The organism is Mesorhizobium sp. M0011 (genome assembly GCF_040324155.1).
In the GTDB taxonomy this organism is placed as follows: domain Bacteria; phylum Pseudomonadota; class Alphaproteobacteria; order Rhizobiales; family Rhizobiaceae; genus Mesorhizobium.
In genome coordinates this window covers 344,837-364,687 of record NZ_JAMYVQ010000001.1, presented here as the reverse complement: position 1 = coordinate 364,687, position 19,851 = coordinate 344,837, and the positions used below count along the sequence as shown (strand labels likewise).

Sequence of the window (19,851 nt, the reverse complement as noted above, 5' to 3'; positions counted from 1 at the left end):
CTGCTGCGGGCTCATTGTAGGCGATTCGGTGCTGCCGCGGCTGCCGCCAAAGGCACATCCGGGCTTGCGCGCAAAAATGCCGCACGGTTTCGTCCGCTCCTTTCTTGCGGAGGGAAAAAGAGTATGGTTTGAACCAGCTTGAAACTGTCGGGATTCCCGTCCCGGCATTGTTCGTTATTCTCGTGGGTACCGCAGCGAGGAACTGGGAGACGATGAGGGCGATGAGAAATTTCCTGGCAAACGCCAAGGTTCCAGCAAGTGCCAAGTTTCTAAGTGCTTGTGCCGCTATCACGTTTTTCGCCGGCGCATCCGCTCATGCCGACCAGCCCAAGAACTGGGAGACAACCTTCCAGGCGCCGGCGACCGACATGATGCGGCAGATCGAGTGGTTCGGGAACTACACAATGTGGTTCATCGTCCCGATCACCATCCTGGTGCTGCTTCTTCTAGCCTATTGCATCGTCAGATTCCGTGCGAGCGCGAACCCGGTTCCGTCCAAGACCAGCCACAACACGCTGATCGAGGTGATCTGGACTGTCGGTCCGGTCGTGATCCTGCTTTGCCTGGCAATTCCCTCGTTCCAGTTGCTGACCGCGCAATATACGCCGCCGGAAGAAGCAAAGCTGACCGTCAAGGCGACCGGCAACCAGTGGAACTGGGACTACGAGTACCAGACCGAAAACACGCTCTCCTTCAACTCCGCGATCCTCCAGGACGGTGATCGGGCCGGCGCCGGCAAGGAGGACCGCAAGGTCTATCCGCGCCTGCTAGCCGTCGACAACGAACTGGTGGTGCCGGTCAACACCATGACCCGCGTGCTCGTCACTGCGACCGACGTGATCCATTCCTTTGCCATGCCGTCGTTCGGTATCAAGATCGATGCCATTCCGGGCCGCACCAACGAGACCTGGTTCAAGGCGGAGAAGGAAGGTATTTTTTACGGCCAGTGCTCGCAGCTCTGCGGCAAGGATCATGCCTTCATGCCGATCGCCATCCGCGTCGTCTCCGATGCGCAGTTCAAGACCTGGCTGGCGGCAGCCAAGACCGATCTGCCCGGCGCCAACAAGACGCTGATGGCCGAGGTCGACGGCCAGAACAAGGTAGCGGCCGCCGGCAACTGATGCCGCGGGTTAGCAAGATTTAGGGAACGGAGCGGAACATGGCAGACGCTGCAGCTCACGACGGGCATGACCACAAGCCTTATCACGGCTGGGTCCGCTGGGTTTATTCGACCAATCACAAGGACATCGGCACGCTCTACCTGATCTTCGCGATCATGGCCGGCATCATCGGCGGTGCCTTGTCGGTCGCCATCCGCATGGAACTGCAGGAGCCTGGCATCCAGATCTTCAGCGGCCTGGCGCAGATGGTCTATGGCATGAACGGTGACGCCGCGATCGACGGCGGCAAGAGCATGTACAATGCCTTCGCCACCGCGCACGCCCTGATCATGATCTTCTTCATGGTCATGCCGGCGCTGATCGGCGGTTTCGCCAACTGGATGGTTCCGATCATGATCGGCGCGCCCGACATGGCGTTCCCGCGCATGAACAACATCTCCTTCTGGCTGTTGCCGCCGGCCTTCATCCTGCTTCTCACCTCGATGTTCGTGCCGAGCGCGCCCGGCGCCTTTGGCGTCGGTGGCGGCTGGACGCTCTATCCGCCGCTTTCGACCTCGGGCCAGCCCGGGCCGGCCATGGATCTGGCGATCCTGTCGATCCACATTGCCGGTGCGTCGTCGATCCTCGGCGCCATCAACTTCATCACCACCATCTTCAACATGCGCGCGCCTGGCATGACGCTGCACAAGATGCCGCTGTTTGCCTGGTCGGTGCTGATCACCGCCTTCCTGCTCCTGCTGTCGTTGCCGGTTCTGGCCGGCGGCATCACCATGTTGCTCACCGATCGCAATTTCGGCACCACCTTCTTTGCGCCCGACGGCGGCGGCGACCCGATCCTCTTCCAGCACCTGTTCTGGTTCTTCGGTCACCCTGAAGTGTACATCCTGATCCTGCCGGGCTTCGGCATCATCAGTCACGTCATCTCGACCTTCTCGAGGAAGCCGGTGTTCGGCTATCTCGGCATGGCCTATGCCATGGTGGCGATCGGCGCCGTCGGCTTCATCGTGTGGGCGCACCACATGTACACGACCGGCCTGTCGCTCGACACGCAGCGCTATTTCGTCTTCGCCACCATGGTCATCGCGGTGCCGACAGGCGTGAAGATCTTCTCCTGGATCGCGACGATGTGGGGCGGGTCGATTTCGTTCAAGACGCCGATGCTGTGGGCGCTGGGCTTCATCTTCCTGTTCACCATCGGCGGCGTCACCGGCGTCCAACTGGCCAATGCCGGCCTCGACCGCTCGCTGCATGACACCTATTTCGTCATTGCCCACTTCCACTACGTGCTGTCGCTGGGCGCGGTGTTCGCCATCTTCGCCGGCTGGTACTACTGGTTCCCGAAGATGACCGGCTACATGTATTCGCCCGTCATCGCCAACACCCACTTCTGGGTCACCTTCGTCGGCGTGAACCTGATCTTCTTCCCGCAGCACTTCCTCGGTCTCGCCGGCATGCCGCGCCGCACCATCGACTACCCCGATGCGTTTGCCGGCTGGAATTATGTGTCGTCCATCGGCTCGTATATCTCGGCCATCGGCGTCCTGATCTTCCTCTATGGCGTGTTCGAGGCCTTCCAGAAGAAGCGGATCGCCGGCGCCAACCCATGGGGCGAGGGCGCAACGACGCTCGAATGGCAGCTGCCTTCGCCGCCGCCCTTCCACCAGTGGGAACAGCTGCCGAAAATCAAGTAAGGCGGCTGCCCGCTCGAATACGAAACCGCCGGTCCGCCGGCGGTTTTGGCCAACGGATGATGGACTTAAGTACGCATGGCCCTTGTCGACGACCCATTGATTGACGAAGCGGGCTTTCGCATGTCGGAAGCGACGGCGGGCGATTTCTTCGCGCTGCTGAAGCCGCGCGTCATGTCGCTGGTGGTGTTCACCGCCTTTGTCGGCCTTGTCGCCGCACCCGTGACCATCAACCCTCTGCTGGCGGTGATCGCCATCCTGGCTATTGCAATAGGTGCTGGTGCCTCCGGCGCGCTCAACATGTGGTACGATGCCGACATCGATGCCGTGATGACCAGGACCGCCACCCGCCCGGTCCCGGCCGGTCGCATCCAGCCGCACGAAGCGCTGACCTTCGGGCTGGTGCTGTCGGTGCTGTCGGTGATGACGCTCGGCGTGCTGGTCAACTGGCTGGCGGCGACGCTGCTGGCCTTCACCATCTTTTTCTACGCCGTCGTCTACACGATGTGGCTGAAGCGCTGGACGCCGCAGAACATCGTCATCGGCGGCGCTGCCGGTGCCATTCCGCCTGTGATCGGCTGGGCCGCGGTGACCGGGACAGTCAGCCTCGAAAGCATTGTCCTGTTCCTGATCATCTTCCTGTGGACGCCGCCGCATTTCTGGGCGCTGGCGCTGTTCAAGTCCGAGGACTATGCCAAGGCCGGCATTCCGATGATGCCCAACGTCGCCGGCCACGCTTCGACCCGCCGCCAGATCTTCGCCTATGCGCTGGTGCTGGCCCCGGTCGGCGTGCTGCCGTGGCTGCTTGGCTACACCACGCCGTTCTATGGCGTGGCCGCCCTGCTTCTGGGAGTCGGTTTTGTCTGGTACGCGTGGAAAGTGCTTGGCATGGCCGACGATGACCGCGTCATGAAACCGGCCAAGGCCCTGTTCGCCTATTCGCTGCTTTATCTCTTCGCCATCTTCGCTGCCTATCTGGCCGACAGCGTTGTCGAACGCGCGCTTGCCATGGGTGGAGCATGACCATGATCGAGGAAAAGCTCGAGACCGTCACGTTGACCGAGCGTCAGAAGAAGGCGCAGCGCAGCCGTTCCATCGCCATCGGTGTGGCGCTGGCGCTGCTGGTGGTCATTTTCTACATCGCGACGATCGTGAAGTTCGGCCACAATCTGGGCACGATGTGATGAGCGTCGAGACCTCAAAAAAAGCGGCTGGCAAGAACGGCAACGTCATCGTCGCGGCTGTCTGCCTCGCCTTTTTCACCGGCATGATCGGCATGGCCTATGCCGCGGTGCCGCTTTACAAAATGTTTTGCCAGGCCACCGGCTATGGCGGCACGACGCAACGTGCCGAGAAGCAGTATGCCGGCCGCGTGCTCGACCGCGAGATCACTGTCCGCTTCGATGCCAACATCGCTGGCGTGCCGTGGGAGTTCCAGCCGGTCCAGCGCTCGATGACGATGAAGATCGGCGAGACCGTGCAGGCGCACTATCAGGCGACCAACAAGTTCGATCGTCCCGTGACCGGCCGCGCTACCTTCAACGTGCAGCCTGAACTGGCAGGTCCCTATTTCAACAAGGTCGAGTGCTTCTGCTTCACCGACACGACGCTGAAGCCCGGGGAGACGCTGGACATGCCGGTGCTGTTCTACGTGGACCCCGACATCGTCAATGTGCCGGAGCTCAAGGACGTGAAGACGATCACTCTGTCCTACACGATGTTCCCGGTCGAGAAGACCAAGCCGGTCGCCTCCTCGGAGCCGGCCGAGGGCAACAGCAAGACAATTTCGAATACCGAAGCAAATCTCGGGGGTTGATATGGCAGACGCGCACGCAAAACCACAACATGACTATCATCTCGTCGACCCGAGCCCGTGGCCTTTCCTGGGATCGGTAGGCGCACTGGTCACCGCCTTTGGCGGCGTCTGCCTGATGGAGTACCTGAAGGGCGGCTCGTTCCCGATCTTCGGCTTCAACATCGCCAATCCATGGCTGTTCTTCATCGGCCTCGTGATCATCCTCTACACCATGTTCGCCTGGTGGTCGGACACCATCAAGGAAGCGCATGAGGGCCATCACACGCGTGTCGTGTCGCTGCATCTGCGCTACGGCATGATCATGTTCATCGCCTCTGAGGTGATGTTCTTCGTTGCCTGGTTCTGGGCCTATTTCGATGCCAGCCTGTTTCCGAGCGAAGCCCAGCAATATGCCCGCACCGCGTTTACCGGCGGTGTCTGGCCGCCGAAGGGCATGGAAGTTCTCGATCCTTTCCATTTGCCGCTCTACAACACCGTCATCCTGCTGCTGTCCGGCACCACGGTGACCTGGGCGCACCATTCGCTCATCCATGGCGATCGCAAAGGCCTGATCAACGGCCTGGTGCTGACTGTTGGCCTCGGCATGCTGTTCACCATGGTGCAGGCCTACGAGTACATGCATGCTCCGTTCGCCTTCAAGGATTCCATCTATGGCGCCACCTTTTTCATGGCGACCGGCTTCCACGGTTTTCACGTCATCATCGGCACCATCTTCCTGTTGGTCTGCCTGATCCGGGCGATGAAGGGTGATTTCACCCCCAAGCAGCATTTCGGCTTCGAGGCGGCCGCCTGGTACTGGCACTTCGTCGACGTGGTCTGGCTTTTCCTGTTCGCCTCGATCTACGTCTGGGGATCGGTCGGCGCGGTGATCGAGGGCCACTGATCCTGGCCTGAGGAATTTCCATTTCGAGAAGGCGGCCGCGGCAACGTGGCCGCCTTCTTCTTTTTGGCGCAATGATCGCTGATCGATAGCCGATGCGGCTGACAATTTTCCGGGCCATTTGCGCATTGATGATCGCGGCACTCCCGGCCTTTGCCGGCGAGAAGGTGGATCTGGTGCGTGTCCACAAAGCCGAACGACGGCTGGAACTGATCGGCGACGCCAAGATCCTGCGCAGCTACGGCATCGCACTCGGTGGCGATCCTGTCGGGCACAAGCACCAGGAGGGCGATCAACGCACGCCCGAGGGGAACTATGTCCTCGACTGGCGGAACCCGAACAGCATCGCGCACAGGTCGATCCATATTTCCTACCCCAATGCCGACGATGAGGCCGCCGCCAAGGCGCGCAATGTCGACGCGGGCGGCATGATCATGATCCACGGCCAGCCAAACGGTTATGGCTGGTGGGGCTGGCTGCTTCAATTGGTCGACTGGACCGACGGCTGCATTGCGGTTACGGACTCCGATATGGACGAAATCTGGGCGATGGTGGCCGATGGCACACCGATCGAGATCGAGCGGTAGGCAATGAGCGGCGACTCTTCCAAGAGTGAAGATAGGGCGATCTGGCCGCCGATCGATCCGATCTCGGCCGGCCTGCATGGCCGCTGCCCGCGTTGTGGCGAGGGGCGGTTGTTCTCCGGCTTCCTCACCGTCGGCAAGCGATGCGTCAATTGCGGCCTCGATTATTCCTACGCTGATGCCGGCGACGGGCCGGCGGTGTTCGTGATCCTGATCATCGGCTTTATCATCGTCGGCCTGGCGCTCTGGGTAGAAGTCACGCTCAGCCCGCCGCTCTGGCTGCATCTGCTGGTCTGGATTCCGCTGGCTGTTGTGCTGTGCTTGACGGCGCTGCGGCTGATCAAGGGCGTGCTGCTGACGCTGCAATACCGCAACAAAGCGGCCGAGGGCCGGCTGGATCGCGGCGAATGAACGAGGCTTCCGTTAAAACTGACGGTCGTTCGCGGCCGCGATCGGCATTGCTGCTCGGCCTTGGCCTTATGCTGTTCCTGATCCTGCTGGTGCTCGGCACCTGGCAAGTGCAGCGCCTGTATTGGAAGGAAGGCCTTCTGCAGACCATCGACCAGCGTACCCATTCGGCGCCCTTGCCGTTGGTTGCGGTCGAGAAAGAGTTCGCCGCCACCGGGGATGTCGATTATACGCCGGTTACCGTCACCGGCACGTTCCTGCATCAAGGCGAACGCCATTTCTACGCAACCTGGGAAGGTGACGCCGGCTTCAATGTCTACACGCCGCTGGCGCTCGACGACGGCCGCTTCGTCCTGATCAATCGCGGCTTCGTGCCTTACGATCTGAAGGACGCCGCCAAGCGCGCCAAGGGACAGGTGACTGGCAGAGTGACCGTGACCGGGCTGGCCCGCAACCCGCTGCCGGCGAAGCCGTCGATGATGCTGCCCGACAACGACGTGGCGAAGAACATCTTCTACTGGAAGGACCGCGACGTGATGGCTGCGAGCGCCGGTCTGCCGGCGGGCGCCGCGCTGGTGCCGATCTTCATCGACGCAGACAAGACGCCAAACCCAGGCGGCTTGCCGGTTGGCGGCGTCACCATCATCGACCTCCCGAACAGCCATCTGCAATATGCGATGACTTGGTACGGGCTTGCCGCGGCGCTCGCAGCCGTGCTCATCCTGCGGCTTCGCCGTCCCGCGAAAGACGAATGAACGCGGCTGATGCCCTTGACAGGGCAGGGGTGCGCACCTCATTTCGGCTTTGATCAACCGGCCCGGATTTAATGCTTCAGACAACCACCAAACCACCTCTGACGATCCGGCTCTGCCAGCCGCGCGGTTTCTGCGCCGGTGTCGACCGTGCCATCCAGATCGTCGTGCTGGCGCTGAAGAAATATGGCGCGCCGGTCTATGTCCGCCATGAGATCGTGCACAACCGCTACGTCGTCGAGGGGCTGCAAAGCCTTGGCGCCGTCTTCATCGAGGAACTCTCCGAGATACCGGCCGAACATCGGCAGTCGCCCGTCGTGTTCTCGGCGCATGGCGTGCCGAAATCGGTGCCGGCGGATGCGAAGGCGCGCAATCTCTTCTATCTCGATGCCACCTGCCCGCTGGTGTCGAAGGTCCACAAGCAAGCGATGCGCCATCAGCGGCTCGGCCGTCATGTGCTGTTGATTGGTCACGCCGGCCATCCCGAGGTGATCGGCACCATGGGCCAGCTGCCGGACGGAGCGGTGACGCTGATCGAAACCGAAGCCGATGCCGCAAAGCTCTCGCCCGCCGATCCGCAGGCGCTCGGCTTCGTTACCCAGACCACATTGTCGGTCGAGGACACCGCCGGCATCATCCGCGCCTTGCAGGATCGCTTTCCGGCGCTGCAGGCACCGGCGGCGGAATCGATCTGCTATGCCACCACCAACCGCCAGGAAGCCGTCAAGGACACCGCGCCGGGCGCCGATCTCTATCTGATCGTCGGCGCGCCGAATTCCTCCAATTCGCGACGACTTGTCGAAGTCGCGGAGCGTGCAGGCGCCACCATGTCGCTTCTCGTGCAGCGCGCCGCCGAGATTCCGTGGAATGACATCGGCAACATCTCGACGCTCGGCCTGTCGGCCGGCGCGTCGGCGCCCGAAATCATTGTCGACGAGATCATCGACGCGTTCCGGCAGCGCTTCGATGTCACGATCGATCTGGCCATCACGGCCACGGAAACGGAGGATTTTCCGGTCATGCGGGTATTGCGCGATGTCGAACTGACGCGGGCCGACATGGCCTTCGTCAATGGAGCCGCGTAAGCCACATGGCGGTCTACACCGACGTTGCGGAAGGCGAACTCGGCGCATTCCTGAAAAACTATCCGGTCGGCGATCTCCTGTCCTACAAGGGCATCGCCGAAGGTACCGAGAACTCGAACTTTCTGCTGCACACCTCCAGCGGTTCCTACATCCTGACGCTCTATGAAAAGCGGGTCGAGAAGGCGGATCTGCCGTTTTTCCTCGGTCTGATGGGCCATCTCGCCAACAAGGGCGTGTCCTGCCCGCTGCCGGTGACCGCGCATGACGGCAGCGTCATCGGCACGCTCGCCGGCCGGCCGGCGGTCATCATCACCTTCCTGGAAGGGCTTTCGTTGCGGCGGCCCACAGCAACGCATTGTGCCGAGGTCGGCAAGGCGTTGGCGCAGTTGCATCTGGCCGGCGCCGATTTTTCGATGACGCGTCCGAATGCCCTGGCCATCGACGGCTGGCGCAAGCTCTGGGATGCAGCGCGCGATCGCGCAGACGAGGTCGAGCCGGGTCTGGCCGCCGAGGTCGATGCCGACTTCGCCGATTTCGAGCGCAACTGGCCCAAAGACCTGCCGCAAGGCATCATCCATGCCGATCTATTCCCCGACAACGTTTTCTTCCTCGGCGAAAAACTGTCCGGCCTGATCGATTTCTATTTCGCCTGCGACGACCTCTACGCCTACGATGTCGCCACCTGTCTCAACGCCTGGTGCTTCGAGAAGGATTTTTCCTTCAATCTCACCAAGGGCAAGGCGCTGCTCGCCGGCTACCAGAGCCTCCGGCTTCTGAGCGACCAGGAAAAGGCTGCGCTGCCGATGCTGGCGCGCGGTTCGGCGTTGCGCTTCATGCTGACCCGGCTGTACGACTGGTTGACCGTTCCCGATGGCGGGCTGGTGATGAAACGCGATCCGACCGAATACATCAGAAGGATGCGGTTCCACCGGGCGATTAAATCGTCTTCGGAATATGGATTGGCCTGATATGGGTATCATGAGCAAACAGGTTGAGATCTTCACCGACGGCGCCTGTTCGGGCAATCCCGGCCCCGGCGGCTGGGGCGCGATCCTGCGCTTCAACGGCACCACCAAGGAGCTTTCCGGCGGTGAGGCCGAGACGACCAACAACCGCATGGAACTTCTCGCCGCAATCTCGGCGCTGAATGCACTGAAGGAACCTTGCGTTGTCGACCTTCACACCGACAGCAAATATGTCATGGACGGTATTTCCAAGTGGATCCACGGCTGGAAGAAGAACGGCTGGAAAACCGCCGACAAGAAGCCTGTGAAGAACGGTGAACTCTGGCAGGCGCTCGACGAGGCCAACAAGCGCCACAAGGTCACCTGGAACTGGGTCAAGGGCCATGACGGCCATGTCGAGAACGAGCGCGCCGACGAACTCGCGCGCGAAGGCATGGCGCCGTTCAAGAAAGGCCCGTTGAGGCCTGCAGCAGCGCCAAAGCCTGCCGCGCCGGCCAAACAACCGGCAATCGCGAAAGTGCGGCGCTCGACCCAGAGCTATTGAATTTCCGGAGCGGCGCGGCTAGGCGCGCATCGCGTTATCAACGGTTGACGGCCGACGACAGGCTGCCTTGACCAGCGTCCAGCGGACGTAAGGCCTTTGGTGGCGTCGCAGTTGCTCCAGAATACGGAGGGAGTAATATTTCCTACCATAGAGCAAAATGCGATAAGGAAACGGGCGTGGCAAACGTAGAAAAAATGAGCGTGGCTGTGACCCCGCAACAAGCAGCTGTGATGCGTGAGGCTGTCGAGGCGGGCGAGTATGCCACCGCAAGCGAGATTGTGCGTGAAGCGGTGCGGGATTGGCTGGCCAAGCGTGAACTTCGGCACGACGATATCCGCCGGCTAAGGCACCTGTGGGATGAAGGCAAGGCAAGTGGGAGGCCGGAGCCTGTGGATTTCGACGCGTTGCGAAAGGAAGCTCGGCAAAGGCTGGCGGAAGCCTCGCGGAATGACCGTTAGGCTGGTCTGGTCACCCGCGGCCAAGGCGGACCTCATCGACGTCTACGTGATGATAGGCAGCGAAAACATACGAGCGGCCGATCGCTATTATGATCAACTAGAAGCGCGGGCCTTGCAGCTGGCAGACCATCCGCGCATGGGTGTTAGGCACCCGATCAGGTCTTCCGTACGGATGCTGGTGGAGGCGCCGTTTGTACTGCTCTACGAAACGATTCCGGACACGGATGATGGCCCTGTTGAGTGGGTTGAAATCGTCCGTGTGGTGGACGACCGGCGGGATCTGAACCGTTTATTCTAGCGAGCTGTTTATCGGATCAGCAGCGCTGTGCCCCAAAGCCCGAGCGCGAACACCGTATGCGACACCAGGTTCAGCGCACGGATCAGCATCGGGTTGGGCCGCTTCGAGGCGGCCCAACCGGCGCCCATGCCGGGTGCCAGTAGGAACCAGCCGGCGCCGACGGTGACGATGCCGAGGATGAAGGCCGGCAGGAATGTCGGCGCGGCAAGCCAGCCCGCTCCGGCCAACACCACCAGGATGATGCCGTAGACGATGCCGACAAAATAGTGAAAGGCCCAGCCCAGCGCCTTTTCATGCGCGTAGGGCGCTGCACCGCCGATATCATCGTGAAAGACCTTGTCGCGGAGATGCCAGACCCAGCGACCGACCGGCCCCCAGTTCGGCCGTGGCTGCCCGAACGCCTTGTGCAGGAAGATGGCCCAGAGATCCATCGCCACCGTAGCGCCGATGCCGATCGCGATAGCACGCCAGAACATGTCAAACATCGAGGTCCCCCCAAAGGCAATCCCTGGAATACAAGGGCGATCGTCGGGCGGCGGCAACCGTTGCGGTCCAGCCCGACGTTGTCGCTGAAGTTCAGAGCTGCCCCAGAATATGAGCCGCACCGGACTCGTCGACACCAGGCTTGGTCTCGACATTGAGCGCGGTGACCTTGCCGTCGTCGATGATCATTGAGAAGCGCCTCGAGCGCAGGCCCATATCGTTGCTGATGTAATCGAGGCCCACCGCCTTGGCGAAATCGCCACTGCCGTCGGCGAGGAACAGGATCTTGCCCTCTCCGCCGGTGAAGTGCGCCCAGGCACCCATGACATGGACGTCATTGACCGAAACGACGGCGATGGTGTCGACGCCGCGCGCCAGGATGGCATCGTGGTTCTCGAGATAACCCGGCAAATGGTTGTTGCTGCAGGTAGGTGTGAAGGCGCCGGGAACCCCAAACAGCACGACCTTCTTGCCCGAGAAAATCTCGGCCCCGGTGATCGGCTTGGCGCCATCGGCGGTCATCGTCTTGAAGGTCACGTCAGGCAGCTTGTCGCCAACGGAAATGGTCATGGATTCCTCGCTTGGGAAAATGGGAAGGACGTGTCTTTGCGTAGCGAACTCAACGGCTTCCTGCAATCGTTGGGACAGGCTGGATCAAGGGAAAGGCAGAATCCCTGCGACCGCGCCCGCCGCACTCGTCAGCGTATAGTGAAGCCCGCCATCGGTCGGCGTCGTCGAGGGGCGATCGAGGATCGGCACGGTGAAAATCAGCTTGCCGTCCTTTTCGCTGCGGGCCGGGGTGCCGAACATGTAGTCCCGCTCGCCGGCAACGAAGAAATCCGCCGCCGCCGGATCGCCGGGAAAGCTCGCCTCGACAATCAGCGTCTCGTGGTCGCCCGGCAGCACATTGATGCCGAAATCGGACCTCGCGGGCGTCGGCAGCGCCGTAAAACTCGCCTTCACCAGCGCCGCGTCCTCGACATTGTCCGGATCGGAGGCGGGGTCGACGGTCAGCCGCGTCTGCACCGGAATGCAGATCGTTTCGCAGATGCCGAGAAAGATGTCGGCATCGATCACCGCCGGCTGGTTCGGCGTCGCCAGCGTGAATGTCACCGGCAGAGAAACCGGATAGTTGTAGCCTGCCCATTTGCCATAGCCGTCGTCATGGCGCTGCGGCGCCGGAAACGACAGAGCGGCGTCGGCGATGTTGGTGCTGGCTGAAATGTCGAGTTGCGGCGGCACGCCCGCGTCGCCCGGATCGCGCCAATATGTCTTCCAGCCAGGCTTGAGCGCAATATCGAGAACGCCTTGGATACGGCCGGCATCGTCGGCTTTGCCTGATGTTACCAGCCGAACCTTGCCGCCTTCACTGTTGTACCACGCCGACGAAGAGGCGGCGGCGGGAAGAGCGGTTGCCGATCCGATGGCGGCGCCGAGCAGCAGGATTTTCAAGCTTCGCATGGCGGTGATTTGATCGTCCGTTCGTGGCCGCGCAATGATTTCATGGCCTTGCCGGTATCATATTTGCGTGACTTCGAGGGAGAAGAATGTTCGAGCCGCCGCAACAGGCTTTGGTCGAATCCAGCACGGCGCATCTTTTCGGCGCTTTGGAAACGCGTTACGCTCCCTTTATGGACTTGTTGCGCCACAAGAAGACGGTCGCCAGTCGCGGCTTTCTCGACGATCAGTTCCTGATTGCCATGCCCGGCATGAAGGACGACCGTTTCACGCGCTCGGTCATCTATGTCTGCGCACATTCGGATGAAGGCGCCATGGGCCTGATCATCAACCAGACGCAGCAGATGCTCTTTCCGGACTTGCTCGTGCAACTGGGCATCATGAACGAGCAGGAGGCGATCCGCTTGCCGGCGCAGGCCCGCGATTTCGTCGTGCGCAATGGCGGGCCCGTGGATCGCAGCCGGGGCTTCGTCCTGCATTCGGGAGACTATCGGGTGGAATCGTCGCTGACCGTTTCCGACGACATCTGCCTGACTGCGACCGTCGACATCTTGCGCGCCATATCGTCCGGCCGCGGGCCCCGTCACGCGCTGATGGCGCTCGGCTATTCCGGCTGGGGCGCCGGCCAATTGGAGACCGAGATCGCCGAAAATGGCTGGCTGACCTGTCCGGCCAATGCCGAGCTTCTGTTCGACACCGACATCGAGCGCAAATACGACCGGATCCTCGCCTCGATCGGTATCGACCTTGCGCATCTCAGCTTGGCGGCCGGACACGCGTAATCGCGAACAGTCATGCGCAACATTCGCGGCTAGCCGAAGCCGCCTACACCTTCGTCATCCTAGGGCGAAGCAGGAGCGAAGCTCCGTCGCGGAGACCCTGGGATCCATTCCGTGACCTATGTCGAAGGATGCAGCGGCGAAGAAATCTGAACCGTTTTCAACGCTTTAACCTCACGGCATGGCTCCTAGGGTCTGCGCCGCGTCGCTGCGCTCCTTGCTTCGCCCTAGGATGACGAAGCGATAGGCGTCTCGGCCAATCGCAGAGGTCCGCGCCTGGGCGACGCGCGCCTGAATCCCATCACGCTTGCGTCAGCGGATACTGCTCCTTTAGCGTCTTCAGCACCTGGTCGCCCGGCATTGGTGCGCCGAACATGAAGCTCTGGACATATTCGCAGCCCATCTGGCGCAGTTCCAGCGCGTCGCTCTCGTCCGAAATGCCCTCGGCGACGACGGACAGGCCGAGTTCATGCGCCATGTTGACCATCGATTTCAGCAGCACCGCGCGCTTGGGCGTGTTGTCGTCAACGAAGCTCTTGTCGATCTTGATGGTGTCGAAGGGAAAACGCGTCAGATAGGCCAATGAGGAATAACCGGTGCCGAAATCGTCCAGCGACAGGCCGATGCCGAGTTGCTTCAGCTTGGTCAGCACATGGGCGGTCTGCTCGGGATTGTCCATGACAAGCGATTCGGTGAGCTCCAGCCGGAAGCAGCGCGGCTTCAGATTGGCCCGCGCGATGACCGAGCGGACGTCGCTGACCAGGTCACGGCGGATCAGCTGGCGGCTGGACAAATTGACCGAGACCGACAGCGGCGCGTCACCGATCTGTTTTTGCCAGCTGGCGAGATCTTCCGCCGCCTGCTGCATGGCAAACAGGCCGAGCTGCACGATAAGCCCGCAGCTTTCGGCGACCGGGATGAAATCCGCCGGCGGGATCATGCCGCGGCGCGGGTGGTCCCAGCGCAGCAGCGCCTCGAAGCCGGCGACACTGCCGTCCTCAAGCCGCACGATCGGCTGGTAGGCAAGCGTGAATTCCCGCCGCTCGATGGCGCGGCGCAGGTCGGATTCGAACTGCAGCCTGTCGGTGCCGACAGTGCGGAAGGCCGGACGGAACGGCTCGATCCTGTCGCCGCCGAAGCGCTTGGCCTGGTGCATGGCAAGCTCGGCATCCTTGACCATGTCCTCGGCCGACATCTGCGGCGAATTCCAGGTGATCAGTCCGATCGACGCGGTCAGCACGATCTCGCGCTTGGCAAAGGTGATCGGGTTGTTGATGGCATGCTTGATGGCATCCGCCACGGCGGCGATGCGGGCCGGGTCCTGTTCGGACAATAGCATCAGCGCGAACTGATCGCCGGCAAAGCGCGACAGCGAATCCTTCGGCTTGAGCAGCCGGTGCAGGCGACGCGCGATGGTCAAGAGGATGGTGTCGCCGGCCGAGATGCCGAGGCCGTCATTGACCTGCTTGAAACGGTCGATGTCGATGACGAAGACGGTTGGCCGCACCTTTTCTTCGGTGCGCGCGATCGAGATGATCGCTTCCAGCCGATTCATCAAAAGTTCGCGGTTCGGCAGACCGGTCAGATTGTCGTGAACGGCGTCGTGCAGCAGCCTTTCCTCGGACTTTTTCTGCTCGGTCACGTCGACCATGGTACCGACGCAGCGGATAACCTCGCCGTCGGATCCGATGACCGGGCGCGCGCGCAGCGAAAACCAGTGATAGTGGCCGTCGGCGCCGCGCAGGCGAAAATTCTGCGATACCCGGCCGCGCCGGTGTTCGAGCACGACGTCGAGCGTGGTGCGGAACGTGTCGCGGTCGTCGGCATGCAGCACCGGGAGCCAGTTGCGGGCCGCGCCGCCAAGGCTGTTCGGCGCCAGTCCGAGCTGGATGCTGACATCGGGCTTGGTGACGACGCGGTCGCGCAGCACGTCCCAATCCCATACCGTGTCGCCCGAACCGGCGACCGCCAGCGCCTGCCGCTCGAGGTCGGAGAACAGGCCCTGATGCAGCGCGCCGCCGGCAAAAGCATGCTGCATGACGGTGAAGCCGATCAGAAGGATGATCAGGATCAGCCCGCCGCCCAGGGCCGGCTGGGCAATGTCGTTGTCGAGCATGCCGGTGATCGCCATCCACGATCCGCATAGCCACAACAGCACCATGACCCAACTGGGCACCAGCATGATGGCACGGTCGTAGCCGCGTATGCCGAGGAAGATGATCAGGCCAAGCCCGGTCAGTGCGGTGGCGGCGAAGGACAGCCTGGCAATGCCGGCGGCGACCGCCGGATCGACGATGGCGACGCCGGCGATCAGCACCAGTCCGAGGATCCAGACCAGCGCGCCATAACTGAAATGGCCGTGCCATCGGTTGAGGTTGAGATAGGCGAACAGGAACACCACGAAGGTTCCCGCCAGCGCCACCTCCGTTCCCGCTCGCCACATCTGCTCGTTGCCGGGCGATATCTCGATGATCTTGTTGAGGAAGCCGAAATCGACGCAGATATAGGCCAGCACCGCCCAGGCAAGTGCCGCGGTTGCCGGGAACATCGAGGTTCCCTTGACCACGAAAAGGATGGTCAGGAACAGCGCCAGCAGGCCTGCAATGCCGATGACGATGCCGCGAAACAGCGTGTAGGAATTGACCGAGTCCTTGTAGGATTCCGGATCCCAGAGGTAGACCTGCGGCAGCTTCGGCGAGGCCAGTTCGGCGATGAAGGTAATCACCGTGCCGGGGTTCAGCGTCACCCGGAAAACGTCGGCGTCGGGGCTGGTCTGGCGATCGAGCGCGAAGCCTTCGCTGGGAGTGATGGCGGCGATGCGGGTCGAGCCGAGATCCGGCCAGAAGATGCCGGAATTCACCAGGCGGAAATGCGGTGCGACGATCAGCCGGTCGAGTTGCTGGTCGGTGGTGTTGGCGAGCGCGAAAACAGCCCAGTCGCCGGTGGAACGGGCATCATTGGCCTCGACCTCGATGCGCCGCACGATACCGTCCGGACCCGGCGCGGTCGACACCTGGAAATTCTCGCCCTGGTTGCGGTAGATCTCGACGGCGCCGGAAAGGTCGAGCGCGACGTCGTCGCGGGCAATCTTGATCGGTTCGACGGCAAAGGCCGACGATGCCGCGCACAGCGTCAGGAGTGTCGCGAGGACAAAGGCGAACAGCGACCCGTTGCGCAGGAAATTCGTCAAAAATCAGTCCTTCGTTCCAACGCCCGGCGGATCGTCCGCGATCCGGGCGTAGAGGTAGTGGTCCTGCCAGATGCCGTTGATCCTGAGATAGGATCGCAGCAGTCCTTCGCGCCGAAATCCGGCTTTTTCAAGCACGCGGATCGACCGGATATTGTCGGGAATACAGGCGGCTTCGATCCGGTGCAACCTCAGCGTATCGAAGGCGAAGCGGGCCACCACCTTGACCGCGTCGGTCATCAGGCCGCGGCCGCCGAAGCGCTCGCCGATCCAGTAGCCGACATGGCCGCTCTGCGAGACGCCATGGCGTATGTTGCCGAGCGTGATGCCGCCGGCCAGCTTGCCACTGCTCCTCTCGAAGATGAAGAAGGCGATAGCGGTTCCTTGCGCATAATCCTCGCGGTAGCGGCTGATGCGCAGCCGCCATGCGTTGCGGTCGAGTTCATCGGGAGTCCAGCGTGGCTCCCAGGGTTCGAGGAAGGCGCGGCTTTCGCCACGCACCGCCGCCCACTCGCGGAAGTCGTTGGTGAACGGCACGCGCAGCGTGACGCGGTCGCCTTTCAGCGCCGGCAGGTCGCGGCGGAAGAAAGGGAGCGCGAACACGACGCTTCGAGGGGCTTAGACGGCGAGCTTACGGGCCGTGGTCTGCGTGCCTGCGAGCGATTCGAGGATCGCCTCGTATGGCGCCAGTGTGCCCACAGGCCCGACAGCGGTAAGCGTCGGCTTGGTCGAGAACAAACGCGACGATAGATCGGTCAGCCGCTCGACCGTCAGCGCCGACAGCCGTTCCATCAGTTCCTCCTTGGCGATCGGCCGGCCGAACAGAAGCAGCTGCCGTGCGATCTGCGAAGCGCGGCTGGCCGGGCTTTCGGCTGACATGATCAGTCCGGCGCGATATTGGGCGCGCGCCCGGTCGAGTTCTTCCTGCAGGATTTTCTCGCCGGCCTTCTGCAGCTCGTCGATGATGACAGGCACCAGTTCGGCGATGTCGCTCTGGCCGGTCGCGGCATGGACGCCGAAGACGCCGGTGTCGGAAAAGCCCCAATGGAAAGCATAGACCGAATAACACAGGCCGCGCTTCTCGCGGACCTCCTGGAACAGGCGCGACGACATGCCACCGCCGAGGATCATCGACAGCACCTGCGAGGCATAGAAGTCGCGCACATGATAGGCCCGGCCTTCGAACCCCAGCACGATCTGCGCGTCCATCAGGTCGCGGTCCTCACGGAAGTCGCCGCCGACATATTGCGCATATTGCGGGATGGTGCTGTCGGCCTTGCTGCGGAAGCCGCCGAGTTGCTTTTCGACCTCGCGCACGAAATTGTCATGCTTGATGTCGCCGGCGGCGACAATCACCATGCGCTCGGCGCCATATTGCCGCTCGATGAAGTCGTGGAGTTGCTTGGAGGTGAAGGATTTGACCGTTTCGGGTGTGCCGAGAATGGAGCGGCCGATGGTCTGATGGCGATAGGCGGTTTCCGTGAAACGGTCGAAGACGATGTCATCGGGGGTGTCGTGCGCGGCGCCGATCTCCTGCAGGATCACATGCTGTTCGCGTTCGAGTTCCTGCGGGTCGAATTCGGATTCTTGCAGGATGTCGGCAAGAATGTCGACGGCCAGCGGCACGTCGTCGGAGAGCACCCTGGCATAGTAGGAAGTGGTTTCGACGCTGGTGGCGGCGTTGATTTCGCCGCCGACGTCTTCGATCTCCGAGGCGATTTCGAAGGCGCTCCGCCTTTTCGTGCCCTTGAACGCCATGTGCTCGAGCAGATGGGCCATGCCATGCTCGTCCTCACGTTCATTGCGGGCACCCGACTTGACCCAGGCACCAAGGGCAACCGATTCGATGCTTTGAAGGGTTTCGGTGGCGACTGTCAGGCCGTTCGACAGACGGCTTACCTCAACACCCATATGGCTAGTACTCCTTAACGCGCCGCCCGCGCGCGGCGGCCGACATAATCTTCCACCATTTTCAGGTCGGAGGGAAGTACCGTGTATTTTTCCTCCGATGTCATCAACCCACCTAGCCATGCGGGCAGTGCGGGCGACACGCCGCTGGCGGCTTCGACGGCGGCCGGGAATTTTGCCGGGTGTGCGGTACCCAGCACCACCATCGGCACGGCGCCTGACGCCTTGCCCGCAGCGACATGCACAGCTGCCGCGGTGTGCGGATCGAGCAGATAGTTGCTGGCCGCGAGCGTCGAGCGGATGGTGGCGGCGACCTCGTCCATATCAGCCCGGCCGGCGTCGAATTCCGACCGCATCCCGGCGATTTGCTGGGGTTCGATGGTGAAAGCGCCGGACTGCTTCAGACCGTCCATGTAGCGCCGCACGGTCGCCGCGTCACGGCCGGAGGCCTCGAACAGCAGGCGTTCGAAATTGGACGACACCTGGATATCCATCGACGGCGACGTGGTCGCAAAGACACCCTTGGTGCGATATTCCCCTGTCGCGAAGGTCCGCGCCAGGATGTCATTGTCGTTGGTGGCGATGACCAGCCGCTCGATCGGCAAGCCCATCTTCTTGGCCGCGTAGCCGGCGAAGATATCGCCGAAATTGCCGGTCGGCACGGTGAAGGAGACCGGCCTGTCCGGCGCGCCAAGCGACAGCGCCGAGGAGAAATAATAGACGATCTGGGCCATGATCCGGGCCCAGTTGATCGAGTTGACGCCCGAAAGCGCCACCCGGTCGCGAAATCCGTGATCGTTGAACATGTCCTTGAGCAGGCCCTGGCAATCGTCGAAATTGCCTTCGATCGCCAGCGCATGGACGTTTGCAGCCGTCGACGTCGTCATCTGCCGCTGCTGCACCGGCGAGACGCGGCCGTGCGGGAAAAGGATGAAGATGTCGGTCCGGCTGCGACCGGCAAAGGCATCGATGGCCGCCCCGCCGGTATCGCCCGAGGTGGCGCCGACGATGGTGGCGTGCTGGTCGCGTTCGGTAAGCACATGGTCCATCAGCCGGGCCAGAAGCTGCATCGCCACGTCCTTGAAGGCGAGCGTCGGCCCGTGGAAGAGTTCCAGGATGAAGGTGTTGGGGCCGGTCTGCACCAGCGGGCAGACGGCCTCGTGGCGGAAGGTGGCATAAGCTTCGCGCACCAGCCGCTCGAAAACGGAGGCCGGGATCTCGTCGCCAAGGAACGGCGACAGCACGCGGATGGCAAGTTCGGGATAGGCAAGGCCGCGCATGGCGCGGATCTCGGCGGCGGAAAACTGTGGCCACTCGCGCGGCACGTAGAGCCCGCCGTCGCGCGCCAGCCCGGCCAGCACGGCGTCGGAAAATCCAAGAACGGGGGCTTCCCCGCGGGTACTCACATAATGCATGTCACAATTCCGTTACTGCTTG

22 protein-coding genes are annotated in these 19,851 nt (G+C 62.3%); 15 read left to right on the top strand and 7 right to left on the bottom strand.

Annotation, left to right across the window (positions count from 1 at the left end):
- Positions 1 to 221: 221 nt before the first annotated feature.
- The 14 genes from coxB to NKK51_RS01650 all read left to right on the top strand — a co-directional run bounded on the left by coxB (position 222) and on the right by NKK51_RS01650 (position 10,599).
- On the top strand, positions 222 to 1,121 hold the full coding sequence (coxB, locus tag NKK51_RS01715) for a cytochrome c oxidase subunit II (protein ID WP_127257085.1): 900 nt from the start codon (positions 222 to 224) through the stop codon (positions 1,119 to 1,121).
- A 38-nt stretch (positions 1,122 to 1,159) separates the two neighbouring features.
- Positions 1,160 to 2,812, top strand: a complete 1,653-nt coding sequence (gene ctaD, locus NKK51_RS01710) for a cytochrome c oxidase subunit I (protein ID WP_023808611.1) — start codon at positions 1,160 to 1,162, stop codon at positions 2,810 to 2,812.
- 75 nt (positions 2,813 to 2,887) lie between these two features.
- Entirely contained in the window at positions 2,888 to 3,832 is a 945-nt protein-coding gene (locus NKK51_RS01705) for a heme o synthase (RefSeq protein ID WP_127290860.1), read from the top strand.
- Positions 3,829 to 3,993 (top strand): cytochrome c oxidase system small membrane protein, encoded by a 165-nt coding sequence (locus NKK51_RS01700; protein WP_024503613.1) that lies wholly within the window; start codon positions 3,829 to 3,831, stop codon positions 3,991 to 3,993. The genes NKK51_RS01705 and NKK51_RS01700 overlap by 4 nt, the downstream gene beginning before the upstream one ends.
- Positions 3,993 to 4,625 (top strand): cytochrome c oxidase assembly protein, encoded by a 633-nt coding sequence (locus tag NKK51_RS01695; protein ID WP_127290858.1) that lies wholly within the window; start codon positions 3,993 to 3,995, stop codon positions 4,623 to 4,625. Before NKK51_RS01700 ends, NKK51_RS01695 begins: the two co-directional genes overlap by 1 nt.
- A 1-nt stretch (position 4,626) precedes the next feature.
- A complete protein-coding gene (locus NKK51_RS01690) occupies positions 4,627 to 5,508 on the top strand; it encodes a cytochrome c oxidase subunit 3 (RefSeq protein ID WP_023808608.1) in 882 nt (293 codons plus the stop codon).
- A 92-nt stretch (positions 5,509 to 5,600) separates the two neighbouring features.
- Positions 5,601 to 6,092: a L,D-transpeptidase family protein gene (locus tag NKK51_RS01685; protein ID WP_127290854.1), complete on the top strand. Its 492-nt coding sequence runs from the start codon at positions 5,601 to 5,603 to the stop codon at positions 6,090 to 6,092.
- A gap of 3 nt (positions 6,093 to 6,095) precedes the next feature.
- Positions 6,096 to 6,500, top strand: a complete 405-nt coding sequence (locus NKK51_RS01680; RefSeq protein ID WP_127290852.1) for a DUF983 domain-containing protein — start codon at positions 6,096 to 6,098, stop codon at positions 6,498 to 6,500.
- Positions 6,497 to 7,252: an SURF1 family protein gene (locus NKK51_RS01675; RefSeq protein ID WP_352550834.1), complete on the top strand. Its 756-nt coding sequence runs from the start codon at positions 6,497 to 6,499 to the stop codon at positions 7,250 to 7,252. Before NKK51_RS01680 ends, NKK51_RS01675 begins: the two co-directional genes overlap by 4 nt.
- 71 nt (positions 7,253 to 7,323) lie before the next feature.
- Positions 7,324 to 8,334, top strand: coding sequence for a 4-hydroxy-3-methylbut-2-enyl diphosphate reductase (ispH, locus tag NKK51_RS01670; RefSeq protein WP_023808604.1), 1,011 nt, complete (start codon positions 7,324 to 7,326; stop codon positions 8,332 to 8,334).
- 5 nt (positions 8,335 to 8,339) lie between these two features.
- Positions 8,340 to 9,302 carry a homoserine kinase gene (locus NKK51_RS01665; RefSeq protein WP_352550832.1) on the top strand — a complete coding sequence of 321 codons (963 nt, stop codon included), beginning with the start codon at positions 8,340 to 8,342 and terminating at the stop codon, positions 9,300 to 9,302.
- 10 nt (positions 9,303 to 9,312) lie between these two features.
- Positions 9,313 to 9,843, top strand: a complete 531-nt coding sequence (gene rnhA / locus NKK51_RS01660; RefSeq protein WP_352550830.1) for a ribonuclease HI — start codon at positions 9,313 to 9,315, stop codon at positions 9,841 to 9,843.
- Between the two features lie 176 nt (positions 9,844 to 10,019).
- The gene (locus tag NKK51_RS01655) at positions 10,020 to 10,301 is read left to right on the top strand and encodes a ribbon-helix-helix domain-containing protein (protein WP_352550828.1); all 282 of its coding nucleotides are present in this window, start codon (positions 10,020 to 10,022) and stop codon (positions 10,299 to 10,301) included.
- Positions 10,291 to 10,599, top strand: coding sequence for a type II toxin-antitoxin system RelE/ParE family toxin (locus tag NKK51_RS01650; protein WP_352550826.1), 309 nt, complete (start codon positions 10,291 to 10,293; stop codon positions 10,597 to 10,599). The genes NKK51_RS01655 and NKK51_RS01650 overlap by 11 nt, the downstream gene beginning before the upstream one ends.
- 8 nt (positions 10,600 to 10,607) lie before the next feature.
- On the opposite strand, the gene NKK51_RS01645 is transcribed toward NKK51_RS01650, so the two are convergent.
- The 3 genes from NKK51_RS01645 to NKK51_RS01635 all read right to left on the bottom strand — a co-directional run bounded on the left by NKK51_RS01645 (position 10,608) and on the right by NKK51_RS01635 (position 12,543).
- On the bottom strand, positions 10,608 to 11,084 hold the full coding sequence (locus NKK51_RS01645) for a DUF2938 domain-containing protein (protein ID WP_128302496.1): 477 nt from the start codon (positions 11,082 to 11,084) through the stop codon (positions 10,608 to 10,610).
- Positions 11,085 to 11,175: 91 nt separating this feature from the next.
- Positions 11,176 to 11,652, bottom strand: coding sequence for a peroxiredoxin (locus NKK51_RS01640; protein WP_023808596.1), 477 nt, complete (start codon positions 11,650 to 11,652; stop codon positions 11,176 to 11,178).
- 84 nt (positions 11,653 to 11,736) lie between these two features.
- Positions 11,737 to 12,543 carry a protein-disulfide reductase DsbD domain-containing protein gene (locus NKK51_RS01635; RefSeq protein WP_352550824.1) on the bottom strand — a complete coding sequence of 269 codons (807 nt, stop codon included), beginning with the start codon at positions 12,541 to 12,543 and terminating at the stop codon, positions 11,737 to 11,739.
- A gap of 170 nt (positions 12,544 to 12,713) precedes the next feature.
- Here NKK51_RS01635 and NKK51_RS01630 point away from each other — a divergent pair, with 170 nt between their 5' ends.
- Positions 12,714 to 13,322: a YqgE/AlgH family protein gene (locus NKK51_RS01630; RefSeq protein WP_023808594.1), complete on the top strand. Its 609-nt coding sequence runs from the start codon at positions 12,714 to 12,716 to the stop codon at positions 13,320 to 13,322.
- 298 nt (positions 13,323 to 13,620) lie between these two features.
- On the opposite strand, the gene NKK51_RS01625 is transcribed toward NKK51_RS01630, so the two are convergent.
- From NKK51_RS01625 to thrC, 4 genes are read right to left on the bottom strand one after another with little or no spacing between them, the layout of a single operon-like run.
- Positions 13,621 to 16,509, bottom strand: a complete 2,889-nt coding sequence (locus tag NKK51_RS01625; RefSeq protein ID WP_128302499.1) for an EAL domain-containing protein — start codon at positions 16,507 to 16,509, stop codon at positions 13,621 to 13,623.
- A 3-nt stretch (positions 16,510 to 16,512) separates the two neighbouring features.
- The gene (locus NKK51_RS01620; protein ID WP_128302500.1) at positions 16,513 to 17,109 is read right to left on the bottom strand and encodes a GNAT family N-acetyltransferase; all 597 of its coding nucleotides are present in this window, start codon (positions 17,107 to 17,109) and stop codon (positions 16,513 to 16,515) included.
- A 15-nt stretch (positions 17,110 to 17,124) separates the two neighbouring features.
- Positions 17,125 to 18,417, bottom strand: a complete 1,293-nt coding sequence (locus tag NKK51_RS01615; protein WP_127290840.1) for a M16 family metallopeptidase — start codon at positions 18,415 to 18,417, stop codon at positions 17,125 to 17,127.
- A gap of 14 nt (positions 18,418 to 18,431) precedes the next feature.
- Positions 18,432 to 19,829: a threonine synthase gene (thrC, locus tag NKK51_RS01610; protein WP_352550821.1), complete on the bottom strand. Its 1,398-nt coding sequence runs from the start codon at positions 19,827 to 19,829 to the stop codon at positions 18,432 to 18,434.
- Positions 19,830 to 19,851: the final 22 nt, after the last annotated feature.